Below are 23776 nucleotides of genomic sequence, written 5' to 3'. Positions count from 1 at the left end.
CTTCCAATGGACTGGACGACGGTCCGACTGGCTGACGTACTGAGCGAGCGGCTTGTTAATGGCCGCTCAGTGCGCACCCGGGAAGACGGCTTCCCGGTGCTGCGACTGACCGCTCTTCGCTCGGTGACTGTGAACTTCACCGCGGTGAAAGATGGGGACTGGACAGCTCAGGAGGCTGCTCCACACCTGGTCGAACCCAATGACCTGCTGGTCAGCCGGGCCAGCGGCTCGCTCTCCCTCGTCGGCGAGGGCGCTCTGGTGCACGAGCCCCCTGCTCCCACCGCCTTTCCGGACACCATGATCCGGGTCCGGGTGCTCCACTCTGCGGTCAACCCCCGCTACCTCGCGCACCTGTGGAACTCCCCGGTCGTGCGTCGACAGCTCGAGGCCTGCACCCGGAAGGTTGGCGGGGGCATGTACCGGATCACTCAGAGCGATCTGGCGAAGATCCTGCTACCGCTCCCGAAGCCGGATGAGCAGCACCGGATCGTCGGCCTGTTGGAGGAGTACCTCGCCAGGATCGACGCCGCAGCAGCCCAGGCCCGAACGGCCGCCAGCCGGGCTGCCGAGCTGAGCCGCCTCATGACCGCCCAGGCCAGCTTGGGACGGCTCTCTGGTGGGGCCCTCGCTCCCCGGGAACTACCTCCCGCCGGAACCCGTGACGGCATGGTGCCACAGCTCCCCGCAGACTGGCGATGGACACGACTCGAGACCATCGCCGACGTGGCACGCGGGGTCACCAAGGACGCCAGGGGGCAATGGGATCCCACGGCCATCGAGGTTCCCTACCTGCGGGTTTCTAACGTGCAGCGCGGTCGGCTAGCACTGGACGACGTGCCCACCATGCGGCTGCCCGCGGACCGGGCGAAGAACTTCCGGCTGCAGCCCGGTGATGTGCTCCTCACCGGCGGCGGGGACCGCGACAAGCTTGGCCGGGGTTGGATCTGGGAGGAGCAGCTGTCCGACTGCGTCCACCAGAACCACGTCTTCCGAGTCCGGGTCAAGGATCAGCTGCTGCACCCGAAGCTACTTACCTGGCATGCCAACGGCTTCGGCCGCCAGTGGTGCGAGCGCAACGCGACGCAGAGCACGGGCCTGGCGTCCATCGGTCTGGGCGTGATCCGGCTGATGCCCATGCCCGTTCCCCCGCCTTCGGAGCAGCAGCGGCTGGTCGAACTAGTCGAGGCGCGGACGGCGGCGCTCGAGAGCGCCACTGCTTCCGCCGAACGAGCCCTCGTCCTGGCCGACCGGCTGCGACTCACCGTCCTTCAACACGCCTTCACTGGCCGGCTGACGCACGCCAATGGACCGCTCGGTCACCAGGAGTCCCTTCTGTGAACCAACCCGCTTCCTCCCCCGCTGCTCAGGACTGGGACCCGGTTAAGGCCCTCTGGTCCTTCTGCAATCTCCTGCGCGAGGACGGGGTCTCAGCGACCGAGTACGTCGAGCAGCTGACATTCCTGCTCTTCATCAGGCTGGCCCACGAACAGCGCCGCCGCCCGCTCAACCCCCTGGACGTCATCGGCTTCGACGCGTGGGAGGAGCTCCGTGATGCCAGCGGCCAGGACCAACAATGGCGCTACGGGCAAATCCTCGACTCCCTCGGGCATCGGCCGGGCACCGTTGGCCTGATCTTCCGGAAGGCACAGAACCGTGTGCAGGACCCGGCGAAGCTCAGCCGGCTGATCGACCTGGTCGACCGCCACCACTGGTCGGGGGGTGGCAGCACGGACCGTGGCGCTGTCTTCGAAGCACTGCTGGCGCGCATGGCTTCTGACAGAAAGACAGGTGCTGGGCAGTACTTCACTCCTCGACCGCTGGTCGAGGCGATCGTCCGGTGTGTTCAGCCGACCGTCGACGACACGATCATGGACCCCGCCTGCGGCACGGGTGGCTTCCTGATCAAGTCCTTCGACTACCTAGTCGAGCACTTCCCGCGAGGTGTCACTCCGGAGCAGCGTGCGCGACTCACTGAAGGTGCCTTTTCCGGTAATGAGCTGGTCGACGGTGCGGCTCGGCTAGCGACAATGAACCTCGTGCTGCATGGCGTGGTACGGGCCGACGGTACAGACTCCCGCATCAATGTCGGCGACGCGCTCGCCCGCACACCTACACAGCGTGCCTCTCTGGTGCTCACAGCGCCGCCGTTCGGCAGGCGGTCCGTGATCACTGTCGATGCTGCGGACTCCCGGTCTGTTGGCGGGTTCGCGCACTATCGGCCAGACTTCTGGGCCACGACCGGGAACAGGCAGCTGAACTTTCTGCAGCACGTCTACACCCTGCTGGAAACCAACGGTCGGGCAGCTGTCGTCATCCCTGACAATGTGTTGTTCGAGGGAGGAGCCGGAGAAACCATCCGTCGACGCCTACTGGCGTCCTGTGACCTTCACACCCTGCTCCGGCTCCCCACAGGCGTCTTCTACGCCGGCGGTGTCAAGGCCAACGTTCTGTTCTTCGAAAAGCCCGCTCCACTGCCGGATGGAAGCCCGTCGACCAAGCAGCTCTGGGTCTACGACATGCGTTCCAGTCGGCATTCTTCCGCTAGGACCATGCCGCTGGTCGACGCCGACTTTGCAGGCTTCGTGGCCGCGTACCGACCAGGGCGTTCACGCGACGAGCGGGTCGAATCGAGCACCTTCCGGTCCTTCGGCGTGACGGAGCTGCTCAGCCGGGATGGAGGCAATCTCGACCTAGTGGTCAGCCCACAGGACGAGGCCCTGCCGGCCACCGAACCGGAAGTCGATCTGTACCGCATGGCCGAAGAGATCACCGAGGAACTCCGATCAGCGCTGGCGGAGTTCAATGCGATCGCTGATGAGCTCCGGCCGTTCGGCATGCGCGGTGACCATCTTGATCGGGGCTCTGCAGAGTGAGCGCGTCCACGACTATTACGGCTGGGGGGATCTGATGCAGCTGTTGGAACTGAGACTCCCCTTCTACCGGGGTCTGCGCGACTTCAAGCTGGATCTCACCGACGCAGTTGACGGCGGCCATGCGATCGCCGCACTGATCGGCCCCAACGGTGGCGGGAAGTCCCGAGCTCTGCACGCGCTCGCCGAGATCTTTGGGGCTCTCCATCGGTCCGGACGCAGTGCGGCGTTCGCTTTCGACGTCTGCTACATGCTGCGTGGCAAGACCGTCCGAGTCCGACAGACATCTCCTGAGGCGTCGCCCGAACTGACCATGGCTGAAGCGGGCTGCGAGGCCACGGTGGTGCATCGGGCGGACTGGTCCAGCTATCTTCCCAATCACGTCTTTGGATACCAGGCGCACCCGCGCGCTCCGTGGACGGCGGAGTTTGATCGGCACCGCCGCCTCGCCGCGCGCCACCTCAACGCCTGGAGGCGGGAATGGCGAGCGAGGTTGGAGCAGTGGCTTGCCAACCGATCCCCCGAGGACCTCTGGCCGGAGCAGCTCACCCTTCCGATCAGCTGTCCCCTCTACGCAGCCACCTTTCTCTGCACCCCCGCCCACCTACCCTTACTACTCCTTTCGCAGACCACACACTGGTCCGACGCCTTCGGTACTTATCTCCGTGAGCACTCCCACATCCAGGGCGTGGCTTCCGCAGTCCTTCGGATCAGGGCCCCCCGTGCCGCACGGGAGACCTGGTCCGCACTCCCGTACTGGGGGCTGGGTGGCCCCGCCCGCACGCTCTTCGCTGCAGCGGCCGAGTCCGGTCGCTTCGGGCTGGTCCCCGACTCCGACCCGGTGGACGGAGCCGGAAGCCCCGCCGATGGGTTCAGGATCGTGCTAGGCAGTCCCGAGGACGTCAGGGCCTTCCGCAACCTCTTCGACCGTGACTTGTCGATGTTCGGGCTGCTCGCGACCCTGCTCGACGCCGGCTATCTCACCGTCGACGTCCAGCTGCAGGCGACCGGTGGAGTGCCGTTGGGTCTCGACGACCTGAGCTCAGGAGAGCAGCAACTCCTCACGATTCTGGGACTGCTCCGACTTCAGCGCGCCCAGGAGTCGCTTTTCCTACTCGACGAGCCCGACTCTCACTTTCACCCCGAGTGGAGCCGGCGCTGGTACAGCTCTGTTCGAACCGTACTGGGAGAAGGGCAAGAATCGCAGCTCATTGCGGCTACCCACGAGCCGCTCCTTGTATCAAATATGACTCGCCATCAGATTCGCGTGGTCACTGCCGACCGGGATGGACATACCAGCATCGTGACGCCCCGAACCGAACCCCGCGGACAGGGAGCTGGCGGCCTGCTGACCACGGATCTCTTTGGTTTACGGACTCAACTGGACGAGCACACACAGGATCTGATTGATCAGCAGTATTCTCTTGTGCCTGGTGCGGCGCACGATCCGGGAAAACAAGCGGAGCTGCGAGATGTCACGGCGAAGCTCGACGCGCTCGGCTTCTCCACGGCGAACCGGGATCCGCTCGTCGCGGCCTTCCTAGCTGAACTCCATCGCAGGCGCCGTGATCTCATCGCAGCTGCCAACAGCGTCAACCCGCCGCCTCCGGAGGAGTTGGAGACCCTGGTCGCTCAACTCTTCAACGAACACTTCTCATCGGTGATCTGACGCCGATGAGACTTGTCGACATGAACGGCCTCAGTGCCCCGACAACGTGGACCGAGAAAGCCCAGCGCACCCTCAACGAGGTGCGGGCCGCAATTGCCAGAGGCGAAAAGCCCGACTTCAAGTCACACTGGACTGACGACGATGTGCGCGAACCACTTCTCGCGCTCGTCGGCAGGAAATGCTGGTACTGCGAGACCACGATCCAGCGCGCGGATGTCCACGTCGACCACTTCCGACCCAAGTCCGAGGTATCGGGTGTAGTCGGCCACCCTGGCTACTGGTGGCTCGCATACAAGCTCGCGAACTACCGCATCGCGTGCAAACACTGCAACAGCAGCGGAGCCAGGTTCAATGATGTCCCGGAAGGCCGTGCCAAGGGCAGCCGCTTCCCGCTCCTAGCCGGCCTTCGCGCCTGGCAGCCGCTGGACAGGCTCAGCCTGGAGCAGCCCCTGCTCCTTGACCCGACCCAGCCCGGCGACCCCGAGCTGATCGGGTTCGACCCCTCTGGCTACGCCCACCGGTCGGCCGACGCCCCATACTCAGCCACCGAGGAGGCAAGCGGGCTGTGCCGCGCCGACGAGACCATCCGGATCTTGGCACTCAATGCCACCGAGCTGATCGAGAAGCGGCATGAACTTATGGAGGAGATCAAGGAACTCGGTGAGATACCGGGCCTTCCAAGCGTGGCGGCACGGATTGCGAAGAAGGTCGGCCCTCAGGCGCAGTGGAGTGCAGCAGCCTTAGCGGCCTTGACGCTGCAGCGCGCCTGCACGCTACCGTTGCCGCAGCCCAATCAGCCCACAGCAGCGGCAGCCAGCCAACCAACCATCACCCCCACGCGATCGAAGGTCGACCTGCTGGACCTGATCGTGCACCTCGACCCGGTCGAGCTCGCAAGCGGCATTCCGCTGACCGGCCGTCACGCCAATGAGCTGTGCCATGCACTCCTGAAGCGAGACGGCCGAATCAGCGTTCTGGGCCGTCCCTGGGGCACGCCAACCACCGCGGCCCGAGTGGCCACCGGTAGCGATGGGATCGATGGCTGGGACTTCTGGCGACTGACCGTGGGCGGCGTGGAGCAGTCACTCGCCCAGCTCCGCGCCTCCCACTCCGCTCCTGGCGCCTGACAGACCCGCGTCAATGCGGACGAGAGGGGTGTGGGGGGCTTGGAAGACCAACAGTAGGGAGTGTCGCTTCATGCCTTCTTGGTCTCGTGAAACTCCGTCACTCTGCGGTTGGCACGGAGAATCGCAATCGCATGGACGTGCTCACCACCTGATACCCAGCGAGTCCGGGTGCGCTGAAGGGGTTCGGGAGCGGAGTGAGACGGCGACGGTCGCGATCCATGACGTGGGAGACGTAGACGATGATGTACTCCTCGTTCGGCCCAAGGTGACTGGCTCGCTCGACCTCGGACTCGCCGAGGAGGATCTCACCGCTCGACTGGGTGGACGCTTTGACCTCGAACAGCAGGATGCGGTCGCCATCACGAATCAGGAAGTCGTAGCCAAGGGAGTCGTCGCCGTTCCCGTCCGCGAAGACATGCCGTCGCATCCTCGACTTCCACGACTCCTGAGGTGGCACCCCGAATTTCTCTTGCAGCCAGGCGCCGACGGTCACCTCGCCTGCCAGTCCGATCGCGATGAGCTTGTGGGGATCGGCGGCCTCACGGTTCCCGCCTTCACCTCGCGCCGCCGCGCCAGAGGTGCCACGTTGGCGTGGGATGACGGAAACCGGCGCGGCAGCAGGAGCCCGGGGGACTGCTAGCGCTGCCGAGGTGGCGAGTTGTTCCTGCGTCAGGTCCAAGGCCACTCTCCGGGCCAGTTCACGCAGGTCGTCGCTGCCAACGGGCAATGACTCGCCATTGAGCTCCAGGAGCGGGCCCCGGACGGGCATCGGGGGTCGGCCCGCCTGGACTCCCGTCTGGCCGGTGTTCGGCCCTGGAGGCGCCAGCGGTTGCCTGTCCAGTCCGAGATCGGCGGCACGCGCCGAGGCCGGCATCCCGACAGGCCAGTAACCGCGCGACTGCAACCAAGCGATCAGCGCCCGGCTGTTCAACGGCTCGAAGTCCAGGATGCCTTCAGCATCCATCTCCCGCGCCACCTCCGTGGCGCCGGGACAGGTGGTCGTCCCGGCGGTCTCGTGCTGGGCCAGCCAGCGCTCGATCAGACCGCGCAGTCCGGGCAGCCGAGCGTGGACGAAGTCAACGCATACTTCGCGGACCTCTGCCACTGGGCGCAGCTTGTCGGCCCGTTTCCCGTCCTGCTCCGCCGACGTCGGGAGGCGGTTGGTCAGCCATCGGTCCGCCTCCTCGGCAAGCAGCTCGGCAGGTAGGTCCCAGAGTGTCCAGTGCCACTCGGGGTCGGGACCAAGCTCGGGCAGAGCGCGAAGCCGCACGTACGTGCCGAGATCCTGCCGGGCCCGGTAGGCGCCGACGAATGCGTCACGCACCTGGTCGACCAGAAGCGGTCGGTTGTGCTGCAGCCAGGCCTCGAACTGACGCGCATGGGCAGTGGTGTTGTCGATAGTGGGCAGCCCGAGCGCCTGCCAGGAACGGTTGGCACGCTCCAGCGGGACGCCGAGCAGAGTGAGCCGACGCTGCCAGTCCTCCTCCGGGAGTGAGAGGAGAAGCTCTGCGCGTTCGGAGCCCAGACGGTCGGTCAGCCAGGCCTGCAGTTCGCCCCGGTCGTTGAAGCTTTCCTGGTGCTGTTGCAGTTCCTCGGCCAGGGCGAGGTCTTCGCACGCGAGCACGGGGACGAGGCGGGCGCTGCCGGAGCGGGTGGAGGCGCGATCGGCAAGCACCGCCTCGATCTGCTGGACGGACAGGCCGAGCACGGCCGCGATCTCGGCGTCCCCCACCTCGTCAAGGCGCTGGACGGCCGGGTGGCGCTCCAGCTTCATCAGGGCGAGTTGCAGCGGCGTGGCCAGATAGGGCGCACCGACCAGTTCGGCGATGGCTGTCGCGGCCGTCTGCAGCACCCGCCAGTCGGAGTGCGGCGGGGCGTGGACGACCACCAGGCAGGGCCGCTCGGGATCGTCGTGCAGCAGCGACCGTTCGGTGCCCGGATCATCGATCACCTGGCCGGCGACCCGGGTGAGTGCCTCGGAGGCCAGCACCAGGGCGCAGGAGCGCAAGCGCCGGTTGAGGTGGGCGATCGAGACCGGGCCAGGCCGCGTGGAGCGCTCCTCGTCGAACTCGACTACTGCGGCGACCAGGGTGCGCAGCCACTGACCGGTGAACTCCAGCAGCGGAGTACTCGGTGCCATCGGGGCGGGCACCCGGTCCGCCACGACCTGCACGGTGGCTCCACTGATCCTGCGCACGGAGAAGCCGTCCTGCGTGGACAGGTAGTCGTGGACGCGGCTGCCCAGCGCCCTGTCGTCAAGCGCCAGCACGGGCACCGGGATCTGGTCGAGCAGTTTGCGCTGCTGGCCGCTGCGCGGGTCCGGCACGTAGACGGGCTCCGTGTCCGCGTCCTTCGTCGCCTTCGCCGCGGGGAGCACCTCCAGAACACTGGCCCGGGACACGAGCAACTGGGATAGCGCACCGACCCGGTCACTCGCCTGCCGGGTGTCCCGTTGCTGGTAGGGCGGCAGCAGATCCGACCACGCCTGCTCGTAGGCCCGGTAAAGAGCGACCGCGAGCGGTCCGTACCGCAGCTGGGGCGAACGGGACAGCAACTCGGGCAGGTGGCGCAGCCGGTCCCGAGCAGTCTGCGGGTCGGCCCAGCGGCGGACACGCAGCAGGCGAAGCCGGTCGAGGACCCTGTCGGAGGTCAACTGCCTCAGCACCGCCGACACCACCGCGAGATACGCAGGCGGCGGGTCGCTCTCGGCCCACCACCATGCGGTCGATGCCGATGCGAATCCGCTCTGGCCCTGGTACTCGGCGGTCTGGGGAATCCAGGGCGCCTGGGAGAGGAACGCGGCCAGAGGAGTCGGCCACAGAGTACCTGACCTGTCGGAACCCCCGATGAAGCGGACCTCCAGTGCGCTGTCCGGCCAGGTGCCCAGGCCATGGACGATCAACTCGGCGTAGAGGCGACGGCTGTCCTCGTCGAAGGCCGCGTAGGCGCCCTGACCCGGGAGCGTCGCCAGGATGTTGGTCGGCCGGTACGCCACAGTCGCGAAACGGACGTCGTGTCGGTTCGGCCAGCGTGCGGCCGTCATACGCCACTGTTGGCGCGCCTCAGTAGTCGGGGTGTGGGACCAGTAGCCGACGAACTGGCTCGGATAGTTGAGCTGATCGCCCTTGACGGTCTCCTTGCCACCCAGATAACGCGGTCGCAAGCCGTGGCGGACTCCCTGCTGCTCCAGGAACCGCTTCAACAGGGTCGGTTCGACCTCGCTCCCAGCACACAGTTCGACTGCCGGCCGCACAAGGGCGTTGTCGGCGGCGGTGAGGTCGCCGGCGAGTGAGCGGGTCCGGGTCAGAAAGCGGGCGAGGGTGTCGTCGATTCCCGCTGTCCGGCCCTCCCAGCCCGGACCGAACATCGCCTTCCAGGTGGGAGACCAGCCGCCGCGGGTGGGTACGATCAGGCCGTCGATCGCCGGCGCGCGACCGTTGTTGCGAGCCGCCAGCCCGCTCCACAGTCGGCACGCCAGAAGCAGGCAGTGTCGCAGCGCCTCCTCGCTCTGCCCGTCCTGCTGCATCACCTTCGCCAGAACGGTCAGCAGGGTTGCTGGTCCGTACTCCTGGACGAGCCTCTGCTGCTCCAGCCAGCGGCGGCCGTGCGCCCGCCGCTGGCCCCGCTTTCCCCTGCCGGCGAGCCACGGGATCTCGTCATGGACGAACGAGAGGTACTCCCCAAGGCCGGCCGGCAACTCGACTCCCTGCAGCAGAGGGTCGCCAGCGTCCGGGAAGAAGACGGAGTCGTCACCGGCCGGGACAAGGTCGCCGGTGGACGAAAAGATGACCTTCTTGCCGCGCAGTGGGCCGCCATCGGGGAAGTACAGCGAGAGGTCGTGGTAGAAGTCGGCCCACCGATCGTGATCGACTTCACCGGAGTTCGTTCGCGAGGCCATGACCTCGGCAACGGCTTCGGCCCACTGAGACAGCCGTTCCCTGCCGGGTTCCAGCGACAGCCCGCGCAGGCGCCCCATCGCTCGCAACCGGTTGGCCCGCACGGCATGCAGACCGGGGTCGATGATCTCGGCGACCCCGGTCTGCCCGATCGCGTGCGGGGTGAAGACCGCGACGCTGTCCGGTTGGTCCCAGAGGAAGCCCGCGCTGAAGGAGGTCCGGCCGCCGACCGGATGAACCGCCGGGATGAACGACACCTCGTCGAGGTCACCGTCCAGCTTCCGGAACGCCTCGTCCAGGCGGGGCAGTTCGTTCGCCTGGCGGCAGAGCAGATCGACCAGGGCGTTGCCCGGAAGCTCCACCCGGCCTTCGTCGGCCAGAACGGCCGCCCGAGCGCAGGCGGCGGCCACCTCGTCCAGCAGCAGGCTGTTCCACGGAACGTCCGCTGCGAACGTGCGTCGACTGACGTGGGAGAAGAACGGGGCGTTCACATAGCCGTTGACCGGACAGGGTGTCTCGGTGCTCATCGGCAGGAAGGTGTACAGGCGCCCGCGAGTGAGTGGCTCGTCCACCGGGACGGCGACTGCCACCTCGGCCGCACCCTGCCATGCTTTCCAGGCCGCGCCCATGGTCCCGCTGACGGCGATGACCTCTTGAGCCCGCTCCGCTGCGACCTTGCTCCGGACCACGATCAACCGCAGACCTCGACGGAGCGCCACCTCCTGGATCTTGAGGTCGCGCGAGCTGTAGAGCGAGGTCACCTGCCTCCGATAGACCGTGCGCTTCGTGCTGCCCACCGCCGTGTGTACCACCGACACTACTGCCAGCCGGTCCAGAAAAAGCTCGAACGGTGCACTGTCGTCCGTGAGTTCGCTGAACTGGTCGACAGCTGCCTGTCGCGCCTCGGCGTCCTGGAGTGGCAGGCGAACCACCGTCACGATCCCACGACGGCGGAACCGCTGCACCGACTCGGGCACCTCATCGAGGGCCGCTGGAACCTTCAAGGTAGAGAGATTTTCCCGCAGCTGCTCTGCTGCATTGGTGTCGTCAGGAGCGACCTGCTCGGCCAGCCAGTCGAAGTCCGCAGACCGGGCGAACCGAAAACAGAAGCCGTCGAACGCCTTGGCCTCCGGGCCCGAGACGCTGTACAGCTCGGGCGCCTCGGTCAGCTGACGCACGCTCTTGAAGCCCACGCCCTTGTGCCCGATGCCCTCGTCCGGACGCTTGCTGGACAGTGCGACACGGCACAGCGCCTGGAAGTCCTTCGGCTTCAGCGCTCGACCGCCATTGGCGACGTAGAGGACGCCATGCTCGCCTTCGTCCTCGTCGAGCAGGATCTCGACTCGCCCGTCACTACGCGTGGCCGGGTGCGCGTCATGGGCGTTCTGCAACAGCTCAACCAGGACCCGCCCCTGGTACTCAGGAGAAAGCAGGTCCTCGATCACCGCCTTCATCTCCCGGAACGTGGTATCCCCTTCAGCGAGGTTCGCCAGGCAGAGCCTCGCCACCTTCAGGGCCTGCGTCGTGACCTGCTTACGCCGGGAACCCGTCGTCCCTGAGCTCTTCAACTGCTGCCCCTTGCGAACCAAGGCCGTCAACCCGGCCCATGAAATCGTCCAACGACACGGTATCCGGGACCACTGACATCAGAGTTCGCGCGGCATCGCGTCAGGACGCCGGTGCCATGGACGCAGAGGCCCCTTGCCAGCCCGATCTGACAGACTGCGAACGACGGTTACGCTGCGGAACCAGGAGCAAGGAGCCCCATGAACAACCCTGCCGGCGACAGTGCTCTTCGTGAGGCCCGCAGGCTCCGGGCGCCCAGAGAACGGACCGTCAGGGGCGGAGAGAGCTCCCGGCCGTGGACCGCGCCTCGGATCGTCGCCCTCGTGCTCGTGGTCGGCTTCGTGGCACTGTTCCACTACTACGTCCTGGCCGTCGCTCTCGCGCTGGCCGCCGCCGTCCTAGCCAGGAAGCGGCCGCACCTGAGCGTGGGCCCCGACCGCACCGAGCGTTTCCCGCCCGGCGAGGACGACTTGGCGAAGGCCGAGCGCCTGGAGCTGGGTGCCGCCGGCGAGAAGACCACCGCCGAACTCCTGGCACCGCTGGAAGCGGAGGGCTGGCGCATCCTGCACGACCGCGGCATCCCCGGGAAGACCGCGAACCTCGACCACATCGCCATCGGCCCGAGGAACCAGCTGGTCGTCATCGACTCCAAGAACTGGACACCCGTGCCCGGCGCCGAGGTCCGCCTGCTCAACGACGGCCGCCTGATGTACGGACGGCACGACCGAACCGAGCAGGTGGACACGTTCCTCTGGGAGTTGAAGTTCGTTCGGGAGGACCTTCCGGTGACTCCGAAGGCGATCATGGTGATCCACGGGCCGCCCGTACACCGCGGCCGCCTCCCGCTGCCCAACCTCCACATCGTCGGCGCCGACGACCTGCTCAACGCGGTTCGCACCGCGCAGAGCACCGGCAAGCAGGACCTGCTGGCACACTGCCTGATCAGGTTCAAGCCCTACCACGAGCAGGAGCAGGAGGTCGCGCGAGCTGCTCTACCGCGTAGGTAGCGACCCTGCCGAGGGGGCACCGTGCCCGCGACGGCCAGACCTCATCCCCCAGCACCCCCGGCGGGGCGGCCTGTGGGTGGTGTGGTGTAGATGTTGGGGGTCTCAGCAGCCCCTGCTGTGCACCCGGGCCTGCCCGGCAGCCTGGCAGGGGCGGCATCACAGAACTCCGTTCCGGAGTCGCATCGTGAAGGAGGCCGGCAGTGCCCACTGCCCTGGTCTACGTGCCCGCGCCCTCGCAGGCCAACCTGAAGATCGGTATCCAGCGCTCCCTGTGGGGATGGCGCGCGGAAACTGTCGCCCGAGGCCGCACCGACGAGGTCCTGGCCGGCCTCACCGCAGGGGACTTCCTGCTGCTCGGCCACCGCGGTCCCAATGCCCGGGTCGCGCCCGGCGGATGGGCCGAGGCCTCGCTGAAGCAGCTGGTGGTAGCGCGGATCGCCGGTGAGGCGTTCGTCGACACCGAGCCGGTCTGGCTCGACGACACCTACCCGCACCGAATCCGGCTGGACGTCCTCGACATCCAGACGGACATCGACGGCTCGCTGCTCGGCGAGCAGGCCATGGAAGCCCTGCGCCTGTCGGCCAACAAGCAGGGCGCACCCGTCCTGCAGGACCTCACCGCCATCGATAACGTCATCAATGCCCCGACCCAGTGCACCTCCACAGACCCGACCGATCCGGGCGAGGGCAACCCGGACCGGTACCTGGACATCGACGGCGAACTCGACCAGCGCGCCCGGACTCTGGTCCGCCGCGAGCAGCAGCGCCTGCGGCGCGCCAAGTTCGGGACCGCCGAACGCATCACCTGCGCGCTGTGCGGTACGTCGCTGCCGGACCGTGTCGTGCACACCGCTCACATCAAGCGGCGCCGCGACTGCGACATCTACGAGCGCCGGGACCTGGCCAACGTGATGGGCGCCTGCGTGCTGGGCTGCGACGTCCTGTTCGAACACGGCTACCTGTACGTCTCCGAGCAGGGAGTCGTCACCCCCGCGGCCGGCGCGATCGACGATCCGGGCCTGGCACCCGCACTCACCGCGCTCACCGGCCGGCGCTGCGCCGAGTTCACCGAGGACAGCCGGCCGTACTTCGCCTGGCACCGCAGCAACATCGCACTGGTGGCGGCATGACAACCGCCACCGGGCAGTTGCCCGCAACCGACCGCACGGCGGACAGTGCTAGGAAGCCCTGGGTGTGGGCCGGAGGAGTAGCCGAGCTGGCCGAGCTCATGAGGGAGCCATCCTTCGTCGCAGAGTGCGTTCGCCGCTACGAGACCGGCATCCGCCGCTCGGTCGGCGAGGCCGAGCGGCGCAGTTGGGAGCGCAGCTGGCCGCACCTCGTCGACGCGCTCGTCCGCGCTGGCCTGGGTCGACTGCGGATCTACCTCGAGTACACGACTCCGGGCGGTGCCAACCGCTTCGACGCGCTGCTGCTGGGCCGCACCGAGCGGGGCGTCCCGGCGCTCGTCGTCGTGGAGCTGAAACAGTGGACCCGTTTCACCGTCCTGTCCGACACCGAGGTGAAGCTCGCGGACGGAGACGAACCCACCCATCCAGTCGTCCAGGTCGCCGGCTACACCGCCTTCCTCCAACAGTGGTTCGAGGCGGGAGACACCGGGGTCGAGGTGCGCGGCCTGGTCTACCTGCACAACGCGAGCACCGCCCAGGCCCAGCCCCTTCGGGAGCACCACAGCACCGGCCACGGCAGTGGCATCCCCGTGCTGTGCCGCGACGACCTGGCAGCGGACCTCGACGCACGCGAGGCGGCACGACTCCTGCTGGCGGCCGACCTGGCCGCACCGGATGACGAGCACGTGCGGGCCTTCCAGAGCATGCGGTGGACGCCGTCGCAGACCCTGCTGGAGAGCGTCGGTGACCTGCTGCTCTCGCCTCGCTCCTCCATCAAGCTGATCGGCGACCAGCAGGATGCGCTACTGAGCGTCCGACGCCTCGTCACCGCCGCGAAGGACAAGGGGACACGGCTCGTGGTAGCCGTCACCGGCGGCCCGGGCAGCGGCAAAACCCTCATCGCGAGCCGACTGATGGGGCACTACCTGCGCAATGAGGCGACCCTTCAACCGCGCTACGTCAGTCCATCCGGCACCCTGGTCGCTCAGTTGCGCGACGCCACCTCAGCCATTCGCGGCGCCCGGGACCTGTTCATGCTGCCTGGTGACGTCCCGGCGGCAGCGCTGAAGGGCTCTCGGATCACCATCCTGGATGAAGCGCAGCGCCTGCACCGGCCGACCAATGGATACGGGCTGGTGCAGCAGATCGTCGACCGCGTCCCCATCGTGGTCATGTTCCTGGACGAGCGACAGATCGTCTGCCCCAACGAGGGCCTCACGCTGCGGGAGATCCAGGAGCTGGCCGCCCGCAGTGGGGCGGCGTTCAAGCACCACAGCCTCGCCGGCTGCTTCCGCACCAGCTCGTCCGCCGGCTACATGGGCTGGGTCACCGATCTGCTCTACGGAACCCCGACCCACTGGGAGGACACCGATTACGACCTGCGGCTGAGCGCGAACCCGGAGGACCTGCAGGCCTGGATCGACCACCACACCGCGCAGGGGCGCCGCGCCCGTACCGCGGCCGGCTTCTGCTGGCCCTGGGCCCGCGACACCTCCCAGCTCCGGCCCGAGGTCGCCATCCCCTGGAGCGACGCCGCCGGGACCGAACACCTCTGGCAGGCACCGTGGAACGCGTTCCAGGAGATCCGCTCGGCCTCCGCCCCACACCGCAACTTCTGGGCCACCGCCCCCGGCGGCCACCGTCAGATCGGCTGCGTCTACACCGCCCAGGGCCTGGAGTACGCCTACAGCGGGGTCATCATCGGCCCCGACCTCGTACGCCGCGACGACACCTGGCTGCCAAGGCCCCAGTACAGTCGCGACCGGGCCATGCGGGACGTGCTGCCCGACGACTACCTGCGCCTGGCGCTGAACATCTACCACGTCCTGCTCACCCGCGGCATCCGTGCCACCCGCCTCTACTCCACCGACCCCGAGACCCAAGCCTTCCTCAACACCCTCATGCCACAGCTGTAGACGCTCTCTTCCTCCGTGTGAACACCGCGGCCAAGAGGCGGGCGGACAACTACCTCGACAAGCTCCGAACAGACGTGTCGCGCAGCGAGGAGACGAAACAGGTCGAAGGCGAGATTGCCAGGTTGGAGGATCCTCGGCGCCGAGACTGCCTCCGCACCGCCATCCTGCTCGTTCGACTCGGCAACCGCGAGATCGCAGGAGTTGTCACCCAAGAATTCCTTGCGAACACCCCAACAACAGCGACTCATGCCCCGGACGCTGAGGAGCCATTCGCACAGCAGGTAGCCGCTCCAGCGGAGTGACGGCACCCCCACACAGAGCACCCAGAGATCGCATTTCCGCCGACCGGTGAATCCAGCAGCGAGTTGGCCACGCATCAGGGGCGGCGACTGCACCATCAACTTGGCGCAGTCGCCGCCCCGCTGTCTTTCGATCAACCAACGCACACTCGCCGTTCACGCCTCTGGCCCGGCCAAGCCGAAATCACCCTGGGTCAGCTCTACATGAGGTGGCGTCGAGGCAGGTTCGCTCGCTGGGCTTGCCGGTCGGGGCGGATTACAGGCGCCCGGCTCGGGCAGGGTGGGGACGTCATCTCGGTATTCGTTGCAGCTCATGGCGGGGTCTCTCCTGAGTACGACGGAGCCTGACCCGCCCCGAGTGAATGCACGGTCGGCCCCTCGGGGCGGGGATGAGGCGGACGTTAGCCGCGATTTCCGGTCGCACCAAATGAGCAGACAGCCCGATGAAAGATCAATTTCTCGGCCGTTTGGTGCGACCGGAATCTCCGTCTAATGTCTCGCCATGTCACCGAGGAAGGGCCTTCACCCCGCTCGTGGCGACCTGTGCTGCCGTGTCCCAACGGGACTTCTGAGCAGCTTATTCACCCGCCTCATAACTGGCTTGCTGTGAGGACTTCTGTGTACAACCTGAGATTACGAGCGCGGCTGGCTGCCGCGCGATATCAGAGACCGGCGTCCGGGAGCTACCAACTCCTCTGACCCGGGGCCGCCCTTCACGGGCGGGTTCACAACAGGGCGGTGCCGGCGGCTTTCGACGAGGAGCCGGCACCGCGCTTCCTACGACCGACGAGGAGCGGCTGCGATGCAGCATGCCCTGATACACCCACGCCCTGGCCCAACCCCGCTGACCGGAGCGGCTGTTCGCCTCACTGAACGGCGGTGGCGATGAAGAAGTCCGCAGGAGCCGTCGTCGGACTGATGGCCTCCGGGCCGCTGCTACTGGCCGTTCCGATCCTGGCCCTCTCGGCTGGCAGTGCCTCGGCCGCGTGCTCCGCCGACGGTGCGAAGGCGGTGGATAGCGGCGTCGTCGCCACCCAGGTGACGTCGATTCTGAGCGGCGGCGCCACGGGCGCGGTCTCCGTTCCGGGCCTGGACGATCCGACCGAGCAGGTGCCGAACGCCAAGACCATCCAGGCCACCGGGGTGGCGATGAACATCCCGGCGCGCGGGCAGATCGTGGCCCTGGCGACCGCGCTGCAGGAGAGCGGCCTGCGGAACCTGACCTATGGCGACCGTGACTCGCTGGGTCTGTTCCAGCAGCGGCCGTCGCAGGGCTGGGGCACCGCGACCGAGATCCTCGATCCGGTGCACGCCAGCACCGAGTTCTACTCGGCGCTCCAGCAGGTCCCGGGTTGGCAGTCGATGACCGTCACCCAGGCCGCTCAGGCCGTGCAGAGGTCGGGCCTGCCGGACGCCTACGCGAAGTGGGAGCCGCTGGCCACGGCGCTGCAGAAGGCGATCGAGCCACTGCTGACGAAGGCCGGCACTGCGTCGCCCAGCCCTTCCCCATTCGGGCCCAGCGGAACCGGCAGCACCGCGCCGAGTACCGCCCCTGGCTGTACGAGCGGCGGGAGCGGCACGGACTTCGGGACCATCCCACCCGGTTCGGTTCCGGCCGGGTACACCATCCCGACCAGCGCCCCGCCGCAGGTCCAGACCGCGATCCGCTGGGCCATGGGCCAGCTCGGCACCCAGTACCAGTGGGGCGGCTCCTGTACGGACTCCCACGGCCCGGATCCGATGGGGCGCTGCGACTGCTCCTCACTGATGCAGATGTCCTACAAGGCGGCCGGGATACCCCTGACCCGGACCACCTTCACCCAGGTCGCAGAGGGCAAGCCGGTCGCGGTCGACGCCCTGCAGCCGGGAGATCTCGTGTTCACGGCCGGAAGCGACGGCAGTGCCGCGAGCCCCGGTCACGTGGGCATGTTCATGGGCTCGGGGTTGATCATCAACGCCCCGCACACAGGCGCGGTCGTCTCCGTCGACACGCTCGCCTCTTGGCAGTCGCAGATCGTCGCTGCCCGCCGAGTCGTCTGACCGGCGCTCTCCCCTCCCCCTCCCTTTTCTTCTCGGCGCACCTCTGCGTGCTCATAATCGAACTGGAGTTCGCAGTGTTTCTCGCTGACAAGGCCGTACAGCTCGCGTACGACCCGGGGATCAGCCCGAACGAAGGCGGCCTGCCGGGCCTGGCGGTGCTCAAGGAGGTGATGGGCAGCATCAACTTGTTCGGGATCATCGCGGTGGTCGGAGCACTCGCGGTCAGCGCGGCCGTGTGGGCCTGGGGTCACTTCTCGGGTGGCCACCAGGCCGAGGCCAACGGCAAGAAGGGCGTGCTGGTCAGCGCCGGCGCCGCGCTCCTGTTGGGGGCCGGCAACGGGATCGTCGCCTTCTTCAGCACGCTGGGGACGCAGGTCCACTGATGTCTGCCCGTAGCAACAACCCCGGCGGCGCACCTCGCGCGCGCCGCCGGGCGCTGCTCGGCACCGCCGTCCTGGTGGTGCTCGTCGCCCTCGCCGGCCTGGCCGCCTACTTCACCCGCGATGGCAGGACCACGTCCAAAGCTCCTGCCCCGCATTCGAGTTCGGCTTCCCCGTCTTCCTTTTCGCCTCCTTCGGCCGTTCCTTCCGCGTCCGCTCTGCCGGGGGGATCCAGCGCGCTGCCGGTTCCGCCCTCCACGCACGACCCGGTGGCCTTCGGGAAGGCGGCGGCCGTGGCGCTGTGGTCCTACGACACCCGGGCCTACTCCCAGCCGGAGCTGCTGGCCGCTCTACACGGGTGGCTGACCGCCGAGTCCAGGTACGCGGATGCGGCATCGGTCGACGCCCTCGTCCCCTCGCCCACGCTGTGGCAGGAGATGGCCGCCAACGGCCAGTTCGCCACCGCGGCTGCAGCCGAAGGGCACTTCCCGGCCTCCTTCACCCAGGCCCTGCAGGCGGATCCGGGCGCGCTCACCACCGCGTACGTCTACGCCGTCACCGTCTCCGGCAAGCAGTCGATCGCCTGGAACGGCTCGCCCGCCGGCGGTGCCGAGGACCGGGTGACCACCCTGGCGGTCCAGTGCCGCCCCTCCGAGCCGTGCTCCCTGGTCGGTGTCCTGCCGGCCGTCGCGCCCTGACCCCCGACCGAGAAAGGAGGTCTCCCCATGGGAGTCTGCGACCTTCCGCTGATGAGCACCGTGTGCGACGCGGTCGACTTCGCCAACAATCCAGCGGGTGCTGTCACCGACGGCATCGGGGCGTGGATCGCCAAGTCCGCAGGTGAGCTTGCCGCCAGCGCGGCCGACCTCGCCGCCAAGGCCGTCAACGAGACCACCGCGATCGACCTCAATGCCTCGTGGTTCCGGTCGAACTACGAGCTGCTGCTGCCCATCGGCCTGGCGCTCACGATCGGGTTCTTCTGCATCCAGTTGATGTTCGCGGCTTGGCGGCGGGACGAACGCGCCCTCGCTCAAGCGGCGATCGGCACGATGAGCGGTGTCCTCTTCTCGTTCTGCGCCGTCTCCTTCACCGCCGTCGCGATCACGGTCGTCGACGCGCTCTCCAACGGGCTGTTCCAAGCGGCCAACACGAGCGTGGCCGACGCGATCCGGCGCGTCATCAAGGTCAACGAACTGGGCCCGATGTACGGACTCGGCTGGGGCGTACCGTCGCTGGTCGCCCTGGGCTGCGCGATCGGCGCGTTCATGTACTGGGGCGTGATGGTCGCCCGGAAGGTCGGCGTACTGATCATGGTCGCGCTCGCCGTCTTCGCGGGCAGCGGCGGCGGCTGGGAGGTCGCCAAGCGCTGGCGGCGCGGCTGGACCGAGGCCACCGCCACCCTGGTCGTCAGCAAAATGCTGATGACCGTAGTCTTCCTGATCGGCGTCTCCGCGATGGGCAAGTCGGATGCCAAGGACGGCATGTCCGCCCTGTCCGACGCCATGGCCGGACTCGTCGTCATGATCCTGGTCCTCCTGTGCCCTTACGCCACCTACAAGTTCATCCACTGGGCGACCGACAGCGGCGGTCACGACGACCTGCACCGCACCGGCGTCGCCGGGGTGGCGGTCGCCGCGGGAGCCGCGAAGACCGCGGCGAGCCTGGCGATGCAGGCCGGGACCGGCGCCCCGGCGCCGCAGGGCCCCAGTCAGGTACCGGGCATGGGCAAGGACGGCGTCGCCTCCGGGATCGACCCCTCGGGGCGGTTCAGCAAGGAGGGCATCGACGCCGGCGCTTCGCCGCAGCAGAGTAGTTTCCGCTTCGGCGAGGATCCGTCGGCCTCGGGTGACAAGGGCCGGGCCCTGGTCCAGCGCCCCGGCATCCCGGCGCTGATCACCCGGTCGGCCGGAACCGGCCCCGGGGGCGGTTCCGCGTCCAGCGACGCGCCCGCCGACAGCGGGTCCGCCGGGCAGGTCCCAGCGGTCGCGACAGCCCCGTCCGCCCCGGAACCGCTCTCCGCCGCAGGCACAGGCTCGTCCACCGGATGGGCACCCAGTGGCTCCCCGGCCACCGGGACGGTACCGACACCCGCGGCGGGTGGTCCTGGCACCAGTCGCTCCGCCCCGCTGCCGCCGCTCAGCGCACCGTCCCCGACGGGCTCGCCGACCCCGGCGCGCTGGGTCTTCCCCACCCAGCCGCCCACCTCCGGCACCTGACCACCCAACACCAGGGGCGGGCTGCGGCTCCACACGCGTCCGCAGCCCGCCCCGCCACCCCCAACTCACTGAATCGAACGGGAGTTTGACCATGACCTCCAGAAGAGCGCCGCGTCCCCCGCCCCTCCTCGACCGCTCGCGCCACCTGGATCCCTGTTGTCTGACACCACCGAGGCCACGGCCACCGTAAAATTCCCCCACCGCAGCCGACGCGGCATCCTCCTGGGCCTGTCCGCCTCCCAGTTGGCCGTCGCCGCCCTCACCGGTCTGCTCCTGCTCGCCGTGATCCTCACCCGAGGCATCGCCGGCGCTCTCGAACTCATCCCCGCCTGGGCCGCCATCGCCCTGCTCGTCCTCGTCCGCCACCGGGGCCGACCACTGGCCGACTGGGCCCCGATCGTCACCCGGTTCACGCTGCGCCGCATGCGCGGTCAGCTGATCTGGCTGGCCCGCCCCTCCCGCCGACCGGTGCGCGCGGGACTGCTCCACCTGCCCGGCACCGCCGCCAGCCTGCGCGTCGTCACCGCTCCCGACCGCCGGTACGGAGCCGTCCACGACCCGCACGCCGGAACGCTGACCGCCGTCGTCAAGGTCTCCTCCCGCGCCTACGCGCTGCTGGACCCCGGCACCCAGAACGCCAACGTCGCGGGGTGGGGGCGTGCACTCGCCGCCCTGGCCAGGACCGGGCAGGTCGCCCGGATCCAGGTGATCGAGAGGACGGTGCCCGACTCCGGTGACGCGCTGCGCCGCTACTGGGAGGAGCACGCCAACCCCGACGCGCAGCTCGCGGGCGAGATCTACAGCGAGCTGATCGAAAGCGCCGGGCCGGCCGCCGCCCCGCACGAGGCTTACGTGGCCATCGCATTGGACGTCAAGGCCGCCAAGCGGCTGATCAACCAGGCCGGCGGTGGCCTGACGGGCAGCTTCGCCGTCCTCGCCCAGCTCACCAGCACCTTCGACCAGGCCGCCCGGACCGCCGGGCTCAATCCGACCGGCTGGCTGTCCGCCACCGAGATCGCGGCCGTGGTCCGCACCGCTTACGATCCCAAGTCCCTTGCGGCACTGGACCGCTGGTCCTCAACCGGCCGACCTGAGGCCGACCCCGCCGCTGCCGGCCCGGTGGTGGTGGTCGAGCAGGCGGATCACATCGCCACCGACAGCGCGGTCCACGCCACGTACTGGGTCGAGAACTGGCCCCGGACCGAGACGTCGCCCGGCTTCCTGCACCAGCTGCTGTTCACGGCCGGGGTCCGCCGCACCCTCTCCCTGTCCTACGAGCCCAAGGGACTGGACGCCGCCCTGCGCGATGTCCAGCGCAAGAAGTCGTCCGTGATCGCGGACGCAGCCGAACGCTCCCGCCGGGGCCAGGTCGACTCCGAGGCCGACTCGATCGAATACCAGGACATCAAGACCCGCGAGCGCCAGCTGATCGCTGGGCACGCGGACGTGGCCCTGACCGGCCTGCTGACCGTCTCGGCCGACACCGAGGAGGAACTGCGCTCCGCTGCCGCCGCCGTGGAGACCGCGGCCGTCGCCGCCCAGCTCGACCTCCGCCCGCTCACCTGGCAGCAGAGTTCCGCCTTCACCGCCGCCGCCATGCCGCTCGCCCTCGCCGCCTCAGCCGGCCCCTCCCTCCCGAAAGAGCACCGCCATGCCGCACGCCACCACCCCCACCGCGCAGGACTTCGTCCCGTACGCGACTGCCGCGATCGACTTCCATTGCGCGCTCAACCTGCCGGGCGGCGCGCTCGTCGCCGGCCGCGGCGAACTGGACTCCCTGCACGCCCATCTCGTCGCGCTCCACGGGCTGTTCGACGCGCATACCGCTCGGACCGCGCCGCTGATCGAGATCGAGGGCGACCACCTCAAGGCCGCGCGCACCCGCCTGTGGCAGGCCGCCGACCACGTCCACGCCGCCTACCACGCTGCGCCCCGTCCGGGCACCGGCGAGGTGCCCACTCGCGAAGCGTGCCGGGCCGGCCTTCTTGAAGGCGCACCGCAGCTGACGATCTGCCAGCGCCACCAGCGTGCCGCCCGCCTCGTGCGCCGCCAGAGCACCCCGGCCGAGCTGCACCACCCGTTCACCGGCCTCGTCCGCCACTGACCCCGCTGCTGCGACCGGAGAAACGTTCATGCCCAGGACCCGCGCCAGCGCCACCGCGCTGTTCGTCCCCCGTAAGACCAGCCGTGCCCAGCAGCGTTCCGCTCGAAGCGAGTTCGCCGAAGCCCGCCGGCAGGCGCGCCTCGCCGAGGCCCCGGCCGAGCGGGGCGAGCAGGACGGCTTCGACCCCGAGCTGCGGGCAACCTACCCGCCGTCCGGGCGGCCCGGCCCGGCCTCGGCGCGCGGCGGCAAGCTCAGCCTGCCCAAGCACCGGATGACCACCGCCACCGCCTCCGGCGCCTATCCCTTCCTCGCAGAGGGCGGGCTGGGTGCCGACGGCATCTTCATCGGCCGGGACGTGCACTCGGAAGGCTCGTTCTGCTTCGACCCGTTCAGCCTCTACAGCAGCGGCCGGATCGAGGGCTTCACGAATCCGAACGCGATCTTGGCCGGGATCATCGGCATGGGCAAGTCGGCCTTGGCCAAGTCCCTTGCCACCAGGGCGATTGCGCACGGGTACAGGACGTACATCCCGTGCGATCCCAAGGGTGAGTGGACAGCTGTCGCCCAAGCTCTCGGCGGCTACACGATCGCTCTCGGCCCGGGTCTTCCGGGCAGGTTGAACCCACTGGACGCTCCGGCTCGGCCCACCTCAGTGAGCGCGGACGACTGGGCGAATGAGGTCCGCAAGCGCCGCCTCCTGCTACTGGCGGGCCTGGCGCGGACGGTGCTGAAGCGGGACCTGCACCCGATGGAGCACACCGCGCTCGACCTCTCCCTGGATCTGGCGGTCGCCGAGTCCGAGGCGCGCGGCAGCGTTCCACTGCTCGGCGACATCGCGCACACGCTCGGCTCGCCGGAGCGTCTCGACGCCGCCCTCGGTGACCAGGGCGGTCGCATGGGGCCGGCCGCCGAGGATCTCGCCCACGCCCTGCGCCGCCTGGTGCACGGCGACCTCAGCGGGATGTTCGATGCGCCGTCCACGGTCGCCTTCGACCCGAAGGCCCCGATGCTGTCGATCGACCTCTCCCGGCTCGGCGGCGCGGGTGACGACACCGCGCTGGTGCTGGCGATGACCTGTGCGAGCGCCTGGATGGAATCCGCGCTCGCCGACCCGACAGGCGGAAGGCGGTGGGTGATCTACGACGAGGCATGGCGGGTGATGCGCCACGTCGGCCTGCTGGAACGCATGCAGAGCCAGTGGAAGCTGTCCCGGGGCCTGGGCATCGCCAACCTGATGGTGATCCACCGCCTGTCCGACCTGCTGTCCGCCGGTGACGCGGGCTCGCGCGGGCGCGTGCTGGCCGAGGGCCTGCTGGCGGACTGCTCCACCCGGATCATCTACCGCCAGGAGCCCGACCAGCTTGCCACCGCCACCTCCCTGCTCGGCCTCACCGGCGTCGAGGCGCAGGCCGTGGCCGCCCTGACCAAGGGCAGGGGGCTGTGGAAAGTCGCAGGTCGGAGCTTCATCACGCAGCATCTCCTCCACCCGGCCGAGCGCGCGCTCTTCGACACCGACGCCCGCATGGTGCTGGCCGCCTGAGCCCGGTGCGCCGAGTCCC

15 protein-coding genes and 1 pseudogene are annotated in these 23776 nt (G+C 68.7%); 15 read left to right on the top strand and 1 reads right to left on the bottom strand.

Features of this window, described 5'->3' with window-relative positions; genetic code table 11:
• Positions 1-6 precede the first annotated feature (6 nt).
• From ACR68M_RS30590 to ACR68M_RS30575, 4 genes are read left to right on the top strand one after another with little or no spacing between them, the layout of a single operon-like run.
• Positions 7-1338 carry a restriction endonuclease subunit S gene (locus ACR68M_RS30590; RefSeq protein WP_441247390.1) on the top strand — a complete coding sequence of 444 codons (1332 nt, stop codon included), beginning with the start codon at positions 7-9 and terminating at the stop codon, positions 1336-1338.
• Positions 1335-2873 carry an N-6 DNA methylase gene (locus tag ACR68M_RS30585; protein ID WP_441247389.1) on the top strand — a complete coding sequence of 513 codons (1539 nt, stop codon included), beginning with the start codon at positions 1335-1337 and terminating at the stop codon, positions 2871-2873. Before ACR68M_RS30590 ends, ACR68M_RS30585 begins: the two co-directional genes overlap by 4 nt.
• On the top strand, positions 2842-4539 hold the full coding sequence (locus ACR68M_RS30580; protein ID WP_441247388.1) for an AAA family ATPase: 1698 nt from the start codon (positions 2842-2844) through the stop codon (positions 4537-4539). The genes ACR68M_RS30585 and ACR68M_RS30580 overlap by 32 nt, the downstream gene beginning before the upstream one ends.
• A 20-nt stretch (positions 4540-4559) precedes the next feature.
• Entirely contained in the window at positions 4560-5666 is a 1107-nt protein-coding gene (locus ACR68M_RS30575) for an HNH endonuclease (RefSeq protein ID WP_441247387.1), read from the top strand.
• A 97-nt stretch (positions 5667-5763) separates the two neighbouring features.
• On the opposite strand, the gene ACR68M_RS30570 is transcribed toward ACR68M_RS30575, so the two are convergent.
• On the bottom strand, positions 5764-11016 hold the full coding sequence (locus ACR68M_RS30570) for a sacsin N-terminal ATP-binding-like domain-containing protein (RefSeq protein WP_441247386.1): 5253 nt from the start codon (positions 11014-11016) through the stop codon (positions 5764-5766).
• A 312-nt stretch (positions 11017-11328) separates the two neighbouring features.
• On the opposite strand from ACR68M_RS30570, the gene ACR68M_RS30565 reads away from it, so the two are divergent.
• The 11 genes and pseudogenes from ACR68M_RS30565 (at position 11329) to ACR68M_RS30515 (ending at position 23757) form a co-directional block, all read left to right on the top strand.
• Positions 11329-12135, top strand: coding sequence for a nuclease-related domain-containing protein (locus tag ACR68M_RS30565; protein WP_441247385.1), 807 nt, complete (start codon positions 11329-11331; stop codon positions 12133-12135).
• A gap of 200 nt (positions 12136-12335) precedes the next feature.
• Positions 12336-13265 (top strand): hypothetical protein, encoded by a 930-nt coding sequence (locus tag ACR68M_RS30560; protein ID WP_441247384.1) that lies wholly within the window; start codon positions 12336-12338, stop codon positions 13263-13265.
• A 98-nt stretch (positions 13266-13363) separates the two neighbouring features.
• The gene (locus tag ACR68M_RS30555; RefSeq protein WP_441247383.1) at positions 13364-15178 is read left to right on the top strand and encodes a DNA/RNA helicase domain-containing protein; all 1815 of its coding nucleotides are present in this window, start codon (positions 13364-13366) and stop codon (positions 15176-15178) included.
• Between the two features lie 17 nt (positions 15179-15195).
• Positions 15196-15480: a hypothetical protein gene (locus ACR68M_RS30550; protein ID WP_441247382.1), complete on the top strand. Its 285-nt coding sequence runs from the start codon at positions 15196-15198 to the stop codon at positions 15478-15480.
• Positions 15481-16362: 882 nt separating this feature from the next.
• Complete coding sequence (locus tag ACR68M_RS30545) at positions 16363-17517, top strand: C40 family peptidase (protein ID WP_441247381.1); 1155 nt, start codon at positions 16363-16365, stop codon at positions 17515-17517.
• A gap of 74 nt (positions 17518-17591) precedes the next feature.
• A complete protein-coding gene (locus ACR68M_RS30540; protein ID WP_441247380.1) occupies positions 17592-17900 on the top strand; it encodes a DUF6112 family protein in 309 nt (102 codons plus the stop codon).
• A complete protein-coding gene (locus ACR68M_RS30535; protein ID WP_441247379.1) occupies positions 17900-18595 on the top strand; it encodes a hypothetical protein in 696 nt (231 codons plus the stop codon). Before ACR68M_RS30540 ends, ACR68M_RS30535 begins: the two co-directional genes overlap by 1 nt.
• 27 nt (positions 18596-18622) lie before the next feature.
• The gene (locus tag ACR68M_RS30530; RefSeq protein ID WP_441247378.1) at positions 18623-20113 is read left to right on the top strand and encodes an SCO6881 family protein; all 1491 of its coding nucleotides are present in this window, start codon (positions 18623-18625) and stop codon (positions 20111-20113) included.
• Between the two features lie 156 nt (positions 20114-20269).
• A pseudogene (locus ACR68M_RS30525) lies at positions 20270-21730 on the top strand (SCO6880 family protein); the annotation flags it as partial.
• Between the two features lie 34 nt (positions 21731-21764).
• A complete protein-coding gene (locus tag ACR68M_RS30520; RefSeq protein WP_441247377.1) occupies positions 21765-22217 on the top strand; it encodes a DUF6238 family protein in 453 nt (150 codons plus the stop codon).
• A gap of 28 nt (positions 22218-22245) precedes the next feature.
• A complete protein-coding gene (locus ACR68M_RS30515; RefSeq protein ID WP_441247376.1) occupies positions 22246-23757 on the top strand; it encodes an ATP-binding protein in 1512 nt (503 codons plus the stop codon).
• Positions 23758-23776: the final 19 nt, after the last annotated feature.

It is taken from the genome of Kitasatospora sp. McL0602 (genome assembly GCF_052076145.1).
In the GTDB taxonomy this organism is placed as follows: Bacteria; Actinomycetota; Actinomycetes; order Streptomycetales; family Streptomycetaceae; genus Kitasatospora.
The sequence above is the reverse complement of the archived record's forward strand: the minus strand, read 5'-3'. Positions and strand labels throughout refer to the sequence as shown.